The 15,126-nt window shown below is 67.3% G+C and carries 12 protein-coding genes and 1 pseudogene; 10 read left to right on the top strand and 3 right to left on the bottom strand.

Features of this window, described 5'->3' with window-relative positions:
- Positions 1 to 76: 76 nt before the first annotated feature.
- Complete coding sequence (locus tag JYG32_RS29370) at positions 77 to 913, top strand: DMT family transporter (protein ID WP_213265940.1); 837 nt, start codon at positions 77 to 79, stop codon at positions 911 to 913.
- A gap of 32 nt (positions 914 to 945) precedes the next feature.
- Here the strand turns inward: JYG32_RS29370 and JYG32_RS29365 are convergent, their stop codons facing one another.
- Positions 946 to 2,049 (bottom strand): porin, encoded by a 1,104-nt coding sequence (locus JYG32_RS29365; RefSeq protein ID WP_213265939.1) that lies wholly within the window; start codon positions 2,047 to 2,049, stop codon positions 946 to 948.
- A 350-nt stretch (positions 2,050 to 2,399) separates the two neighbouring features.
- On the opposite strand from JYG32_RS29365, the gene JYG32_RS29360 reads away from it, so the two are divergent.
- The 3 genes from JYG32_RS29360 to JYG32_RS29350 are packed head-to-tail and all read left to right on the top strand — an operon-like array spanning position 2,400 to position 5,598.
- Positions 2,400 to 3,299 (top strand): N-formylglutamate amidohydrolase, encoded by a 900-nt coding sequence (locus JYG32_RS29360; protein ID WP_213265938.1) that lies wholly within the window; start codon positions 2,400 to 2,402, stop codon positions 3,297 to 3,299.
- Positions 3,296 to 4,069 carry an IclR family transcriptional regulator gene (locus JYG32_RS29355; RefSeq protein ID WP_213265937.1) on the top strand — a complete coding sequence of 258 codons (774 nt, stop codon included), beginning with the start codon at positions 3,296 to 3,298 and terminating at the stop codon, positions 4,067 to 4,069. The genes JYG32_RS29360 and JYG32_RS29355 overlap by 4 nt, the downstream gene beginning before the upstream one ends.
- Positions 4,070 to 4,107: 38 nt before the next feature.
- Positions 4,108 to 5,598, top strand: a complete 1,491-nt coding sequence (locus tag JYG32_RS29350; protein WP_174380741.1) for a YfcC family protein — start codon at positions 4,108 to 4,110, stop codon at positions 5,596 to 5,598.
- A 109-nt stretch (positions 5,599 to 5,707) separates the two neighbouring features.
- On the opposite strand, the gene JYG32_RS29345 is transcribed toward JYG32_RS29350, so the two are convergent.
- Positions 5,708 to 7,216 (bottom strand): PLP-dependent aminotransferase family protein, encoded by a 1,509-nt coding sequence (locus tag JYG32_RS29345; protein ID WP_213265936.1) that lies wholly within the window; start codon positions 7,214 to 7,216, stop codon positions 5,708 to 5,710.
- 126 nt (positions 7,217 to 7,342) lie between these two features.
- Here JYG32_RS29345 and JYG32_RS29340 point away from each other — a divergent pair, with 126 nt between their 5' ends.
- The 3 genes from JYG32_RS29340 (at position 7,343) to JYG32_RS29330 (ending at position 11,523) form a co-directional block, all read left to right on the top strand.
- The gene (locus JYG32_RS29340; protein ID WP_213265935.1) at positions 7,343 to 8,626 is read left to right on the top strand and encodes a 4-aminobutyrate--2-oxoglutarate transaminase; all 1,284 of its coding nucleotides are present in this window, start codon (positions 7,343 to 7,345) and stop codon (positions 8,624 to 8,626) included.
- Positions 8,627 to 8,711: 85 nt separating this feature from the next.
- Positions 8,712 to 10,181 carry an NADP-dependent succinate-semialdehyde dehydrogenase gene (gabD, locus tag JYG32_RS29335; RefSeq protein ID WP_213265934.1) on the top strand — a complete coding sequence of 490 codons (1,470 nt, stop codon included), beginning with the start codon at positions 8,712 to 8,714 and terminating at the stop codon, positions 10,179 to 10,181.
- Positions 10,182 to 10,575: 394 nt separating this feature from the next.
- Positions 10,576 to 11,523: a hypothetical protein gene (locus tag JYG32_RS29330; RefSeq protein ID WP_213265933.1), complete on the top strand. Its 948-nt coding sequence runs from the start codon at positions 10,576 to 10,578 to the stop codon at positions 11,521 to 11,523.
- A gap of 64 nt (positions 11,524 to 11,587) precedes the next feature.
- Here the strand turns inward: JYG32_RS29330 and JYG32_RS29325 are convergent, their stop codons facing one another.
- The gene (locus JYG32_RS29325) at positions 11,588 to 13,132 is read right to left on the bottom strand and encodes a methyl-accepting chemotaxis protein (RefSeq protein WP_213265932.1); all 1,545 of its coding nucleotides are present in this window, start codon (positions 13,130 to 13,132) and stop codon (positions 11,588 to 11,590) included.
- A 325-nt stretch (positions 13,133 to 13,457) separates the two neighbouring features.
- On the opposite strand from JYG32_RS29325, the pseudogene JYG32_RS29320 reads away from it, so the two are divergent.
- From JYG32_RS29320 to JYG32_RS29310, 3 genes and pseudogenes are all read left to right on the top strand, one after another.
- Positions 13,458 to 13,892, top strand: a pseudogene (locus JYG32_RS29320) (class I SAM-dependent methyltransferase); the annotation flags it as partial.
- A gap of 14 nt (positions 13,893 to 13,906) precedes the next feature.
- Positions 13,907 to 14,494, top strand: a complete 588-nt coding sequence (locus JYG32_RS29315) for a GNAT family N-acetyltransferase (protein ID WP_174381416.1) — start codon at positions 13,907 to 13,909, stop codon at positions 14,492 to 14,494.
- Between the two features lie 75 nt (positions 14,495 to 14,569).
- Positions 14,570 to 15,070: a DUF523 domain-containing protein gene (locus tag JYG32_RS29310; protein ID WP_433960876.1), complete on the top strand. Its 501-nt coding sequence runs from the start codon at positions 14,570 to 14,572 to the stop codon at positions 15,068 to 15,070.
- The last annotated feature ends 56 nt before the right edge of the window (positions 15,071 to 15,126 follow it).

Here is a 15,126-nt window from a genome sequence, read left to right as displayed (position 1 = left end):
ATTATCGACAATTCCGCGCGAGCGCGCCCGATACCCACATAATCGTCGGCGCCCGTCCTCGTCCGCACCCTCATTCATGGATCACCTGTTCATCGGCCTCGTGCTGTGCTCCGCGCTGCTGCACGCCATCTGGAACGCGTTCCTGCACGTCAGCGAGGACCGGCTCGTCCAGCTCGGCACGATGTCGCTGCCGTATCTCGCGTTCGGCGTCGCCGGCGCCGTGCTGCTGCCCGCGCCGGCGCCCGCCGCCTGGCCGTACGTCGCCGCATCGGCCGCGCTCGAGGTCGCGTACTGCTTCACGCTCGCGCGCGCATATCGCAGCGGCGAGTTCGGGCAAATCTACCCGATCGCGCGCGGGATGTCGCCGCTGCTCGTGTCGGTGCTCGCGCTCGCGGTGCTGCACGAGCAGCCGACGCCGTTCGGCTTCGCGGGCATCGCGCTCGTGTCGTTCGGCATCATGTCGCTCGCGCTGCGCCGCGGCTTCAGGTTTTCGGGGGAAGGCGTGCCGTATGCGCTGCTCACGGGCGTGTTCATCGCCGCGTATTCGATCTGCGACGGGATCGGCTCGCGCGTGTCCGGTAGCGCGCTCGGCTACATCGCGTGGGTATACCTGCTGTGGAGCGTGCCGCAGCTCGTGCTCGTCTGCGCGGTGCGCGGCGGCCCGCGCGCGGTGCTCGGCTCGCGCATCGCGCTCACGCAGGGCGCGATCGCCGGCACGATCTCGCTCGCCGCATACGGGATCGTGATCCTCGCGTACCGGCACCTGCCGGTCGCGACGGTGTCGGCGCTGCGCGAAACAAGTTCGATCTTCGCAGTCGCGATCGGCTGGTTCGTGATGCGCGAGCGGCCCGGCGCGCAGCGGCTCGCCGCGTGCGCACTGGTGGTCGCGGGCGCGGCGCTGATCCGGCTTTAAGCGGAAGGAACGCGCGCCCGCGGCCTGCCGCGTCAGAACTTGTGGCGGATGCCCGTCACCGCGACGATCTGCGTACGCGTGCTCGACGGATTCGAGATCCCTTCGATCGCGGCCACCGTGTTCGACGACGCGCGCTGGTAGAACGCATTCACGTAGATATCGGTGCGCTTCGACAGGAAATACTGCGCGCCGACGCTCGTCTGCAGGTAGTGCGAACTCGGCTTCGGCCCCTGCGACGCGAGCACCTGCGTATAGGTTTCGCCGAGCGCGAACTGCAGCGCGGGCGTCATCAGGTAGCGCACGCTGCCCTCGTAGTTGTTGAAGCGCATCGCGCCACCGGTCTGCAGGTTGAACAGCGAGCTCGTGTACAGCACCCCGAACGTCGCGGCGCCCCATGCATACGCGCCGCCCGCGCCCCAGATCTGCTGGCGCGTCACGCCCTTGATGAACGTGTAGTAATTGTCGGACGCCGCCGCGCCGGTCGTGTCGACTGCCGGATGGTCGACACGCACATACGCCGCGCCGAGTTGCAGCGGCCCGTTCTCGTAGCTCGCGCCGACGCTCCACACGCGGTTTTCCGCGAACGACGTCGAATTCGAGAAGCCGTACAGGCCGACCGCGCGCAGGCCGTACCACGTGGGCGTCTGGTACTGCACCGAGTTGTTGGTGCGGAACGTGTTGTTCAGGTCGTCGGTATCGAACGGATGCAGCGCGTACTGCGTGAGCGCGGTGGTCGCGCCGATCTGCAGCGGCTCCAGCACTTCCTGCGCCGCGTTGTACTGGCGGCCCATCGTCAGCGTGCCCCAGCGGTCGTTTTCCAGCCCCACGTACGCGCGGCGCCCGAACAGCCGGCCGCCCTGGCTCGCGGCGCCGGTCTCGATGTTGAAGCCGTTCTCGAGCCGGAACACCGCGCGCGTGCCGCCGCCGAGATTCTCCTTGCCGAGCAGCCCCCAGCGCGTGCCCTGTTCGTTGCCGCCCGTCGCCTGCCACGCGGCATGCCCGTTCTGGTTGTTCGTGTACGTGATCCCCGAATCGACCACGCCATACAGCGTCACGCTCGACTGCGCATGCGCGTGCGTCGCACCCGCCGCGATTGCGACGCCTGCCAGCGCGACCGCCATCTCTTTCCGTTTCATCTCCGACCCCTTTTGTCGATTGAATATGGGAAGCGATTTATTTCGCCCCACAACGTGTTTTATTGAATAAAACATCGTCTTATTCATTGTCGAATTCGGCGATTTAAAGCGTCAAGCCATGCCAAAAATCGCTCGCGAGAGTCAAAACGCCCCGGCTCACCAGGCGTTTCGAGGAATGAAACAAACCCAATAACGGCGGGCGAGACAGGCCAATCTCCGCGCGTAATCCCGGCACCGAAAAAAGCCCTTGACCGCGATTTTCTGCCGTTGTGAAATATTGATACGCTGTTTTAATGTTTAAAACAAACAGACGAGACGCTTCGAGAAACTAGGTAAAGAACCTGATCCCCATGCTGACGTTTAATTGCAACAACGCGACCGCCGGCGAATCGCCCGCGTATTTCGTCGCGCAGCCGACGGCGCCCGCGCTGCCGATCGTCGTCGATTCGCCGCACAGCGGCATCGCGTATCCGCCCGACTTCTCCCCCGTTTCGCCGGACGACGCGATCCGCACGACGTGGGACGCATACATCGACGAACTGTGGGCCAGCGCCCCCGCGCACGGCGGCACGCTGCTCGGCGCGACGTTCCCGCGTGCCTACATCGATCCGAACCGCGCGGAAACCGACATCGACGCGACGCTGCTCGCCGAGCCGTGGCCCGAGCCGCTTTCACCGCAGCCGTATACGCAGCGCGGGATGGGGCTGATCCGGCGCGACGCGCTGCCCGGCGTGCCGCTGTACGACCGCAAGCTGTCGCTCGCCGAAGTGCGCCACCGGATCGACGCGTACTACCTGCCGTACCGCCGCGCACTCGCCGGCATCGCCGAGCCGCTGCATGCCGCGCACGGCGCGCTGTGGCACATCGACTGCCATTCGATGAAGTCGCGCGGCAACGCGATGAACGTCGACGCGGGCGCGTTGCGCCCGGACGTCGTCGTCAGCGACCGGCGCGGCACGACCGCCGACCCGGCCTTCACCGCGTGGACCGCGCAGTGGTTCGCCGGCGCCGGTTATCGCGTGCAGATCAACGATCCGTACCAGGGCGGCGACCTGCTGACCGCGCTCGCCGATCCGGCGCGGCAGCGCCACAGCATCCAGATCGAATTCAACCGCGCGCTGTACATGGACGAAGCCGCGTTCGCGAAACACGCGGGCTTCGCCGCATTGAAGCGCTCGGTCGACGCATACCTCGACGCGCTCGCCGATTACGTGCGTACGCGCGTCGCATCGCCGGGAGGTGCCGCATGACGACCTATATCGTCGACGCCGTCGACAGCGCGCTGCAACTGCTGACCTACGTGGCCGAGCATCCGAACCTCGGCGTGACCGAGTTGGCGTCGCAACTCGGCATCAACAAGTCGCGCACGTACCGGATGCTGTGCACGCTCGAACTGCACCGCTTCGTCGTGCAGGACCCGCGCACGTCCACCTATGCGCTCGGCCCGCAGGCGTTCGTGATCGGCGTGGCCGCGTCGCAGCAGAACGCGCTCGTGCGCGCCGCGCACCGGCACATGCTCGCGCTCAACCAGGCGATCAACGAGACCATCGTGCTGCGCGTGCGCGAAGGGCTCGAATCGGTGTGCGTCGCGCGTTGCGAAACGACGCACGCGGTGCGCACCGTCGGCTCGGTCGGCAACCGCCGGCCGATCAATTTCGGCGCATCGGGCAAGGTGCTGCTCGCGTTCGCGCCCGACGCGGTGCGCGACGAATATCTCGCGCAACTGCGCAGGAACGGACAGGCCGACGACCTGCCGAAGCTCGCCGGCGAACTCGACGCGGTCGCGCGCAAGGGCTACGCGGTGAGCAGCGGCGAGGTGACGCCCGGCGCGGTCGGGATCGCGGTACCGGTGCGCGACCTGACGGGCGCGACGGTCGCGTCGGTCAGCGTGACAGGGCCCGAGGTGCGCGTAAGCCACGCGGACATCCCCGACTATCTCGAACGCCTGCAGGCGTGCAGCCACGCGATTTCCGCCGAACTCGGCTACGTCCCGGCGCGCGCCGCGCTGCAACCGGCCTGACGGCCCGCTCCCTTCACCGACGAACCGACGAGGATCCGATGTCCGCCTCTTCCCCGAACCCGGCCGGCGCGCATGGCGCCGACGCTGCCGCCCTCGCCGCCGACGATCCGGTTGCGCCCGCCGGCCACGCGCCGCATCCGCACGGCAAGATGCTGCACCCGGTCGTGATGATGCTGTGGGTGCTGGCCGCCGCGATCGCGCTCACGTGGAGCGTCGACTCAGGCCACTTCGAGCGCAACGGCCGGCTCGTCGTGCCGGGCACCTATCACGTGGTGCCGAAGACGACCGCGCTAGCAACGCTCGTCGCGCCGGCCGTCAGCCACAGCACGCCCGCGCACGCGCTGCCGGCAAGCCTCGTGTCCGCGTTCGTCGCGGTGCCGGAAGGCTTGCTGAAAAACGCGCCGCTGATCGTGATGGTGATGTTCGTCGGCGGGATGTTCGGCGTGATGCGCCGCACGGGCGTCGTCGATGCCGGCATCGACCGGCTGCTGCAGCTCACCGGCAACAACGCGTACCTGCTGACGCCGATGCTGATGATCCTGATCGGGCTCGGCAGCACGCTGCTCGGCTTCATCTCCGAATACCTCGTGATCATTCCGATGGTCGTCGTGATCGCGCGGCGCCTCGGGCTGTCCGACCTGTTCGCGGTCGCACTCGTCGCGCTCGCCGCGAAGATCGGCTATATCGCGTCGGTCACGAACCCGCTCGCGCTCGCCGTCGCGCAGCCGCTCGTCGGCGTGCCGCTGTTCAGCGGCGTCGCACTGCGCGCGGCCGTATTCGTCGTATTCCTGACGATCGGCATCCTGTACCTGCTGCGCTACGTGCGCAACACCGGCTACCGGGCCGGGCAAACCGCGTCGGGCAACGCCGCACACGCGGCCGCGAAGCTGTCGCTGCGCCACAAGGCGACGCTGCTCGTGTTCGCCGCGGCGGTCGCGATGCTGATCTACGGTACGCGCGAACTGAAATGGGGCAACGTCGAACTGGCGGCGTTCTATGCGGCGGTCAGCATCGCGACTGCCGTCATCGGCCGGCTCGATTCCCGCAGCGCGGCCGACGCGTTCGTCGACGGGATGAAGAACATGATGCTCGCGGCGCTGCTGATGGGGCTCGCCGCATCGGTCGAGCTGCTGCTGCAGAACAGCCTCGTGCTCGACACGCTGATCCATTTCTTCACGCGGCTCGCTGACGGCCAGTCGCCGGTGTGGGTCGCGAACGGATTGATGGGCGTGCAGATGGTGCTCGACGTGTTCATTCCGTCGGTGTCGGGCAAGGCCGCGGTCAGCATGCCGATCATCGGGCCGATCGCGCAGCTCTCGGGCGTGAGCGGCCAGACGTCGGTGCTCGCGTTCGTGCTCGGCGGCGGGCTGACGAACCTCGTCACGCCGACGTCCGGCATGCTGCTCGCTTATCTCGCGACCGCGCGCGTCGACTTCGGCGCGTGGATCCGCTTCGTACTGCCGCTGTTCCTGACGCTGCTCGCGCTGTCGTGCGTCGTGCTGACGTTCGCGGTGTGGATCGGGTATTGAGGTTCGGCGGCACGGCAAAACGCGAATGCTCTCCGCGCTGCGGAGAGAATCGTTCCCTCCCACCTCGACGGCGGGAATCTCGACGTGATGCTGCAACCAGGTACGCTGCTCAAGCCACCTCGATCGCACCGCCGAACGCCCGCTCGTCGATCGCCTCGGCAAGCGTCGCGAACGCCGGCGCGATCTCGTCCTCCGGCACGCACGCATAGCCGAGCAGCAACCCCGGCGCCGCGCGCTCGCGATCCGCGTAATAGCCGGACAGCGGCCGCACGACGATATTGCGTTCGAGCGCAGCCTGCGCGACCGTGCGATCGTCGACGCCTTCCGGCAATTGCGTGACGAGATGCAGCCCCGCGTCGCTGCCGAGCGCCTGCAGCGTATCGCCGTAGCGGCGCGCGACCGCATCGAGCAGCACCTCGCGGCGTTGCCCGTACAGCGTGCGCATCTTGCGGATATGCGACACGAAGTGCCCTTCCGCGATGAATTCGGCGAGCACGGCCTGCTGCAGCAACTGCCCTTCGCGATACAGCTCGGCGCTCGCGGTCGCGAAGCTTTCCGCGAGCGGTTCCGGCGCGACCAGGTAGCCGACCCGCAGCCCGGGGAACAGTGTCTTGCCGAAACTGCCGACGTAGATCACCTGCCCGGCCGTATCGAGACCCTGCAGCGACGCGAGCGGCCGGCTGCCGTAGCGGAATTCGCTGTCGTAGTCGTCCTCGATGATCCAGCAGCCGTGCTGGCGCGCGTATTCGAGCAGCATCCGCCGACGCGCGAGGCTCATCACCATCCCGAGCGGATACTGGTGCGACGGCGTGACGAGCATCAGCTTCGGCGGTTCGGCGAGATCGGCGGCCGACGGCGCGATGCCTTCTTCGTCGACCGGAATCGGCCGCGTGGTCAGCCCCGACACGTTCAGCACGCTGCGCACGCCCCAGTAGCACGGATCCTCGGTCCAGATCGCGTCGCCCGGATCGGTCAGGAGCCGCACCGCGAGGTCGATCGACTGGTGGATACCGGTCGTGATCACGATCTGCTCGGGCGTGCAGCGCACCGAGCGCGACGTGCGCAGGTAGTCGGCCAGTGCCTCGCGCAGCAGCGCGAGCCCGCCGCCCGGCGCATAGGTCAGCAGGTCGGGGCGCAGGCGCCGCCAGTACTTGTTGTGCAGCCGCGTCCACGCGCGCGCCGGAAATCGCGACACATCGGGCACGCCCGGCATGAACGCGCCGCCCTGACGCTTCGACACGCCGGCCCCGTCGACGAGCCGCGTGCCGCGCGCGGACAGCCGCCGCGCGGACGCCAGCACGACGGCCGGGCCGGCCGCCGCGTCGGGCGGCGCACCGACGATCTCGTCCGGCGCGCTGTCGGCGACGAACGTGCCGCGGCCCGTCGCCGAGTTCACGTAACCTTCGAGCGCAAGCTGTTCGTAAACCTGGGTGACCGTGTTGCGCGCGATCCCGAGTTCGGCAGCCAGCAGCCGCGACGACGGCACGCGCGTGCCGGCCGGCAGTTCGCGCGACAGGATCGCCTGTTGCAGCAGCCGGTGAAGCTGCCGGTAGATCGGCTGTTCGCCGCCGCGCACGAGGCGCTGCGCCAGCCAGTCCGACAACACGGTCGCGCGCATGATTGGCTCCTGAATATTTATTAAAATGGCTCTGATTGCCAGAGCCAAATGTGATTATAGTCGCCTCCATGGGCTGCCAACGCACCCGATTTTCTACCCACCGGAAAGAACATCAAGGAGATGACCGTGAAGAATGCCGACCTGCAAGCCCGCAAGAACGCCGCCACCCCGCGCGGCGTCGGTGTGATGTGCGATTTCTACGCAGCCCGCGCCGAGAACGCGGAACTGTGGGATGTCGAAGGCCGCCGCTTCATCGATTTCGCCGCCGGCATCGCGGTGCTGAACACGGGCCACCGCCACCCGAAGATCGTCAAGGCGATCGCGGATCAACTGAACAACTTCACGCACACCGCTTACCAGATCGTCCCGTACGCGTCGTACGTCGAGCTGGCCGAGAAGATCAACGCACGTGCGCCGGGCGATTTCCCGAAGAAGACCGCGTTCTTCACGACCGGCGCCGAAGCCGTCGAGAACGCGATCAAGATCGCGCGCGCAGCGACCGGCCGGCCGGGCGTCATCGCGTTCTCGGGCGGCTTCCACGGCCGCACGATGATGGGCATGGCGCTGACCGGCAAGGTCGCCCCGTACAAGCTGAACTTCGGCCCGTTCCCGGGCGACGTGTTCCACGCGCCGTACCCGAACGCGCTGCACGGCGTGACGACCGCCGACTCGATCAAGGCGATCGAGATGCTGTTCAAGGCCGACATCGATCCGAAGCGCGTCGCCGCGATCATCTTCGAACCGGTCCAGGGCGAAGGCGGCTTCAACCCGGCGCCGGCGGAATTCGTGCGCGCGCTGCGCAAGATCTGTAACGAACATGGCATCCTGCTGATCGCCGACGAAGTCCAGACCGGCTTCGCGCGTACCGGCAAGCTGTTCGCGATGCAGCACTACGACGTGCTGGCCGACCTGATCACGATGGCGAAGAGCCTCGCGGGCGGCATGCCGCTGTCGGGCGTCGTCGGCCGTGCGGACGTGATGGACGCGGCAGCGCCCGGCGGCCTCGGCGGCACGTACGCGGGCAACCCGCTGGCGGTTGCGTCGGCGCACGCGGTGCTCGAGATCATCGACGAAGAGAAGCTGTGCGAGCGCGCCACGCAACTCGGCGACGTGCTGAAGGCGAAGCTGAGCGCGCTGCAGGCCGACGTGCCGCAGATCGCCGACGTGCGCGGCCCGGGCGCGATGATCGCGATCGAGTTCCTGAAACCGGGTTCGGGCGAGCCGGATGCGGAATTCACGAAGCGCGTGCAGACGCGTGCGCTCGAGCGCGGCCTGCTGCTGCTCGTGTGCGGCGTGTACTCGAACGTCGTGCGTTTCCTGTTCCCGCTGACGATCACGCAAGCCGTGTTCGACGAAGCGCTCGTGATCCTCGAGGAAGTGCTGAAGGAAACGGTCGGCGTGCCGGCCTGAGTTCCCGTCCACTGAATGCGCCGCCGCCGTCGTCAGGACGGCGGCGGCCGTTTCGTCTCCTTCATCTTCAAAGCAGACTACTCAAATGAGCACTGTTCAGGAAACCCTGGCACTGAAAGATCCGTCGCTGTTCCGCCAGCAGGCGTACGTCAACGGCGAATGGCAACGCGCATCGAACGGCGAGACGTTCGAAGTCCGCAACCCGGCGACGGGCGGCCTGCTCGGCACCGTGCCGGCGATGGGCACGGCCGAGACGCGTCAGGCGATCGACGCCGCGAACGCCGCATGGCCGGCGTGGCGCAAGAAGACCGCGAAGGAACGCGCGGTCATCCTGCGCAAGTGGCACGACCTGATGATGGAAAACGCCGACGACCTCGCGCTGATCCTGACGACCGAGCAGGGCAAGTCGCTGGCCGAGGCGAAGGGCGAAATCGGCTACGCGGCATCGTTCCTCGAATGGTTCGCGGAAGAAGGCAAGCGCGTGTACGGCGACACGATCCCGACGCCGGCGAGCGACAAGCGCATCGTCGTGACGAAGGAAGCGATCGGCGTGTGCGCGGCGATCACGCCGTGGAACTTCCCGGCGGCGATGATCACGCGCAAGGTCGGCCCGGCGCTCGCCGCAGGCTGCCCGATCGTCGTGAAGCCGGCCGAGGCAACGCCGTTCTCCGCGCTCGCGATGGCCGTGCTGGCTGAGCGCGCAGGCGTGCCGGCCGGCGTGTTCAGCGTCGTCACGGGCGACCCGAAGGCGATCGGCGGCGAGCTGACGTCGAACCCGATCGTGCGCAAGCTGTCGTTCACCGGCTCGACGCCGGTCGGCCGCCTGCTGATGGCGCAATGCGCGGCGACGGTCAAGAAGGTGTCGCTGGAACTCGGCGGCAACGCGCCGTTCATCGTGTTCGACGACGCCGATCTCGATGCGGCCGTGCAGGGCGCGATCGCGTCGAAGTACCGCAACAGCGGCCAGACCTGCGTGTGCACGAACCGCTTCTACGTGCATGAAGCCGTGTACGACCAGTTCGCGCAGAAGCTCGCGGCGGCAGTCGGCCAGTTGAAGGTCGGTCGCGGCACGGAGCCGGGCGTGACGCAAGGCCCGCTGATCAACGAAGCGGCCGTGCTGAAGGTCGAGGCGCACATCGAGGACGCGCTCGCGAAGGGTGCGACCGTCGTGACGGGCGGCAAGCGCCACGCGCTCGGCCACGGCTTCTTCGAGCCGACCGTGCTGACGGGTGTCACGCCGGCGATGAAGGTCGCGAAGGAGGAAACGTTCGGGCCGCTCGCGCCGCTGTTCAAGTTCGGCAGCGACGACGAGGTGATCCGCCTCGCGAACGACACCGAGTTCGGTCTGGCCGCGTATTTCTTCAGCCGCGACATCGGCCGCGTGTGGAAGGTTGCCGAAGCGCTCGAATACGGGATGGTCGGGGTGAACACGGGCCTGATCTCGAACGAAGTCGCGCCGTTCGGCGGCGTCAAGCAGTCGGGCCTCGGCCGCGAAGGCTCGCACTACGGCATCGACGACTACGTCGTGATCAAGTACCTCTGCCTCGCCGTGTGACGGTTCAGGGCCTGCCGCTTGCGTGACAGGCCCTGACCGCCCGGCCGGAACCGGGCGGTCCGACGCGGGCCGGTGCCCCTCTCCGCCGCGCCCGCGTCGCCTTGCGGCGCTACTCTCGATGTCTTCGTGCTCCACATGCGCGATTTCGGCGCCGCCTCGGCCGAACGTCACAACGTTCGCGAATTTCGTTCAAGTCTCATTTCTCGTTCCGCGGCAAGCCGCTAGATTGAGCGTTCCGCCTCGATCCGGTTTGCACACGCATGAACACTTCACCCGACGGCCTGGCCTGCGCACAACCCGCGCGCAGCGTCCCCGCACCGCTTCCTCGCATTCGCCCCGGCGCCCGCCGGCGCCCGCGGCGCGCCATCGCGCCTGCGCAGCAAGGAGCCTGCGCATGATCTTGAGTACGTCCAATCGTCGAACGATCCCGCCTGCGGGAAACTCGCGCGGCACGAGCAATCACCAGCCGTTCACCATCATCTACGACGGGCCGGCACTCGCCGAGCACCGGATGGACGTGCGCGACCTGGCCCCGGCGCTCATCGCGATCGCCGACCTGTTCACGTCCACCAACAAGGAGCTCAACGGCGAAAACGCCGAGGTGCGTCTCGAGGTCCGGGGCAGCTTCAAGGCCGGCTCGTTCCACTCGGAGCTGATCTTCGTCCAGTCGCTCGCGAGCCAGATCCGCGACCTGTTCGCGGGGCCGAACGCCGGCGCGTTCAGCAACGCAATGGCGATCCTCGGGGCACTCGGCATCGTCGGAGGCGGCGGCCTGATCGGCCTGATCCGCACGCTGCGCGGACGCAAACCGCATCGCATCGAGCAGGAAGGGGAACAAACCCGGGTCTGGATCTCGGAACAGGAATCCTTCACTGTCGACGAAGTCACCTATCGGCTCTACCTGAACCGGACGGTCCGCGTCAGCCTGCAGAAAGCGCTGTCGCCGCTCGAACGCGACGGCATCGCCAGCTTCCGCATCGCTCGCGGCGACACGGTCGAACTCACGATCGAGAACGACGAACTCGATGCGTTCGCAAGCGGCGACGATCCCGGCGAAGTGGTCACCGATACGGTCGCACGCAAGGTGCTGCTGCTCGAATCCGTCGTGTTCAAGGACGGCAACAAGTGGCGCGTGCACGACGGCACATCAGCGTTCTTCGCCGCACTGGAGGACGAACAGTTTCTCGCGAAAGTCGACGCCGGCGAGCGCTTCGGAAAAGGTGACGTGCTGGTCGTCGATCTTCGTCAGACACAGATCGTCACTGACGAAGGGCTCCGCAACGAATACCGCATCGTCAAGGTTCGCGAGCATCGTGCGCCGCTGCAGCCGGCGCTGATCTGACCGTCGCCGGCATGATGCGCGGGCCGGTGCCCCTGTCCGCCGCGCCCGCGTCGCCTCCCCGCGATCAGCGGAACACGTTCACCGCATCGACCAGCCGCGTCGCCTGCTGCTTCAGGCTTTCCGACGCCGCCGTGCTCTGCTCGACGAGCGCCGCGTTCTGCTGCGTGATGTTGTCCAGATGCACGACCGCCTGATCGACCTGCGCGACACCCGTGCTCTGCTCGGCCGTCGACGAGCTGATCTCCGCGATCAGGTCCGACACGCGCTTCACTTGCGTGACGATGTCCTCCATCGTCTTGCCCGCGCCGTCGACAATCCGCGCGCCCGATTCGACCCGTGCGACGCTCGCGCCGATCAACGTCTTGATTTCCTTCGCCGCGTTCGCGCTGCGCTGCGCGAGCGCCCGCACTTCGCCCGCAACCACCGCGAAGCCGCGCCCCTGTTCGCCCGCACGCGCGGCCTCAACCGCCGCATTCAGCGCGAGGATGTTGGTCTGGAACGCGATGCCGTCGATCACGCCGATGATGTCGGCAATCTTGCGCGAGCTGTCGGTGATGTCGCTCATCGTCGCAACGACCTCGCTTACCGCCTGCCCGCCGCGCCCCGCTGCGTCGCTCGCCGACACCGCGAGCCGGTTTGCCTGCAGCGCGGTTTCCGCGTTGCTGTCGACGGTCGCCGTCATCTCGGCCATCGACGCGGCCGTCTCCTGCACGCTCGACGCGGCCTGCTCGGTACGCGCGCTCAGGTCGTTGTTGCCCTGCGCAATCTCGTTGCTCGCGCGCTGCACGTTGTGCACCTGCTCGCTGACGTCGTCGACCAGCCAGCGGAACATCAGCGCGAGCTGGTTGATCGTGCGCAGCGTCATCCCGATCTCGTCGACGCGGTTCATCCGCACTCCGCGCCGGCTTTCACCGGTCGCGACGTTCAGCGCCTGGTCGTGCAGCCGCTTCAGCGGCCGCACGATCTGCGCGTCGAGCCACAGGCCGGCCACCGCCGCCACGCCGACCGTCACGCCGGCAAACGCCGCGAGCCCGCCGCCGGCCAGCCCGCATGCCCAGCCTGCGCCGATGACAGCCGGCGCCAGCACGCACAGCGCCGCATGAACGCGCGCGCGCACCGACATCGTCTGCGACAGCGACGCAATGCGCAGCAGCCCGGTGCGGATGACCAGCCCCTTGTGGAACCGGCGCTGACCCGCCTTGCCTTCGCGAAACGCGCGATACAGCGCGTCGGCAGCCTCGGTTTCGTCGTGCGGCGCCTTCGTGCGCACCGACAGGTAGCCTTGCGGCTCGCCGTTGCGCATCACCGGAATCGCGTTCGCGCGCACCCAGTAGTGATCGCCGTTCTTGCGGCGGTTCTTCACGAGCGCGGTCCACGGCTCGCCGCGCCGGAGCGTCGCCCACATGTCGGCGAACGCCTCGCGCGGCATGTCCGGGTGGCGCACCACGTTGTGCGGCTGGCCGACGAGCGCCTCGTTCGAGAAGCCGCTCACCTGCGCGAATGTCGTGTTCGCGTACGTGATGATGCTGTCGGCATCGGTCGTCGACATCAGCGTAACGTCGTCGGGAAAATCGAATTCTTGTTGGGTAACAGGCTGGTTGTTGCGCATGCAAGGCTCCGAAAGGCGGATCTGTCGTCCGCGCCGCGCTGAAATCACGCTCAGTAGCCGAAAAACGGTTTATCGCTTTACGACGGTCTTCAACTTTACTGTCGGCAATTCGGCCGAAAACCTTACCCCTGTCGCGTATAAAATATTCAATTCGGCCGATACCATGATTTCGATCAAATAATCCGGCGATAATCACCGCGCGCGTTTATCCGGATGTCACGACGCGCTGCGCGGCAACCCCGTTCGGCGTGCCAATGCGGGCAGCCGTTGCACGCGACGAAACGATTCGGTCTATCCTGCGCCATTCAACCGGCATTCAAATTCGATGAAAAAGGCATTGCACGAACTGAATCGGCTGTCCTGGAATACGGCGACGGTCGCGCATAACAGCCATAAAGGCGATCAGGCCGCGTTTTTCCGCAATGGCGGCTCGACGCTCTTTCCGGAAGAACGCGAGTTGCTCGGCGACGTCACCGGACTGCAGCTCCTGCACCTGCAGTGCAACGCGGGGCCGGACACGCTGAGCCTCGTGCGCGACGGCGCGGATGCGACGGGCGTCGACATCTCCGACGAAGCGATCGGCTTCGCGCGGCAACTGTCGGCCGATGCAGGCCTGCCAGCGCGATTCGAGCGCGCCGACGTGCTCGACTGGATGCCCGACGCCACCGCGTGCGGCGAGCGCTTCGATCGCGTGTTCACGTCGTACGGCGCGATCTGCTGGCTGTCGGACCTGAACGCATGGGCGCGCGGGATCGCCTCGCACCGGGCTGCCGCATGACGCGCCGCACCGCCGCCGAACGCGACGCGCTTTCCGCACGCAAGCTCGCGCGCGCCGAGGTGCCGCTCGTGTGGACCATCGACCGGCGCGAGATCATCGAGCACCTGTATGTGCTGCGCGACGGCGCACTGCATCTCGTTCCCGAGTTCTACGACGTCGGCGGCTGGCCCGACGGCGAAGCCGATCACTACACGCCGATCCTGCTCGACTGCCACGATCGCGGCGGCTGGTTCCTCGGCATGTTCGACGGCGCACGGCTCGTCGCGGCGGTCATCGTCGACAGCCGCCCGCTCGGCCCGCGACACGACATGCTGCAACTGAAGTTCCTGCATGTGAGCCGCGACTGGCGCGGCTGCGGGCTCGGCGAGCAACTCTATCGCGCGGCCCACGCGCAGGCGCGCGCGATGAGCGCCGAACGCCTGTATGTGTCGGCGACGCCGTCGCAGCGCACGATCGACTTCTACCTGCGGCTCGGCTTCACGGTCAGCGCATCGCCCGACCCGGCGCTGTACGCGCTCGAGCCGGAAGACATTCATCTGGAAGGGCCGACGGCCCTGACGCACCGGCATGCGGGTAACGCGTAGAATTTCCCGCTTTGCCGCGGCTACCATCAGCCAACACGGAGAGCGAAATTGCAGAACGAACCGCAGCCGCAAGCCATGCCGAAGATCCTCGTCAGCATGTGCGTGGTCGGTCATCCGGTGCGTTACAACGGCTCGGCCAAGACCGCCGCGCACGAGACGCTCGAACGGTGGCAGCGCGAAGGGCGTCTCGTGCCCGTCTGCCCCGAACTGGCGGGCGGCTTCAGCGTGCCGCGCCCGCCCGCCGAAATCGCGGACGGCGCGTCGGGGCAGCGGGTTCTGGCGGGCACCGCACGCATCGTCGACGTGAACGGCACCGACGTGACAGCGCCGTTCGTTTCCGGTGCACAAACCGCGCTGGCACTCGCACGCACGCACGATTGCCGCTTCGCGATCCTGGCCGACGGCAGCCCGTCGTGCGGCAGCACCTTCATTTATGACGGAAGTTTCGCGAACCGGCGGCATGCAGGCGCCGGCGTCACGGCGGCGTTGCTGCGCCAGCATGGCATCGAGGTGTTCGCGGACACCGAGATCGACGCGCTCGACGCGCGCCTCAGGCAGATATCGCAGGCCGGTTAACGACGATGCGCGGCACGACGATTGTCGTGCCGCGCATCGTTGCGGAAACGGCAAAG

The sequence above is a fragment of the Burkholderia pyrrocinia genome (assembly GCF_018417535.1).
GTDB classification, from domain to species: domain Bacteria; phylum Pseudomonadota; class Gammaproteobacteria; order Burkholderiales; family Burkholderiaceae; genus Burkholderia; species Burkholderia pyrrocinia_E.
Note: the sequence above shows the minus strand (reverse complement) of the source record. Positions and strands in the feature narration are given on the sequence as shown.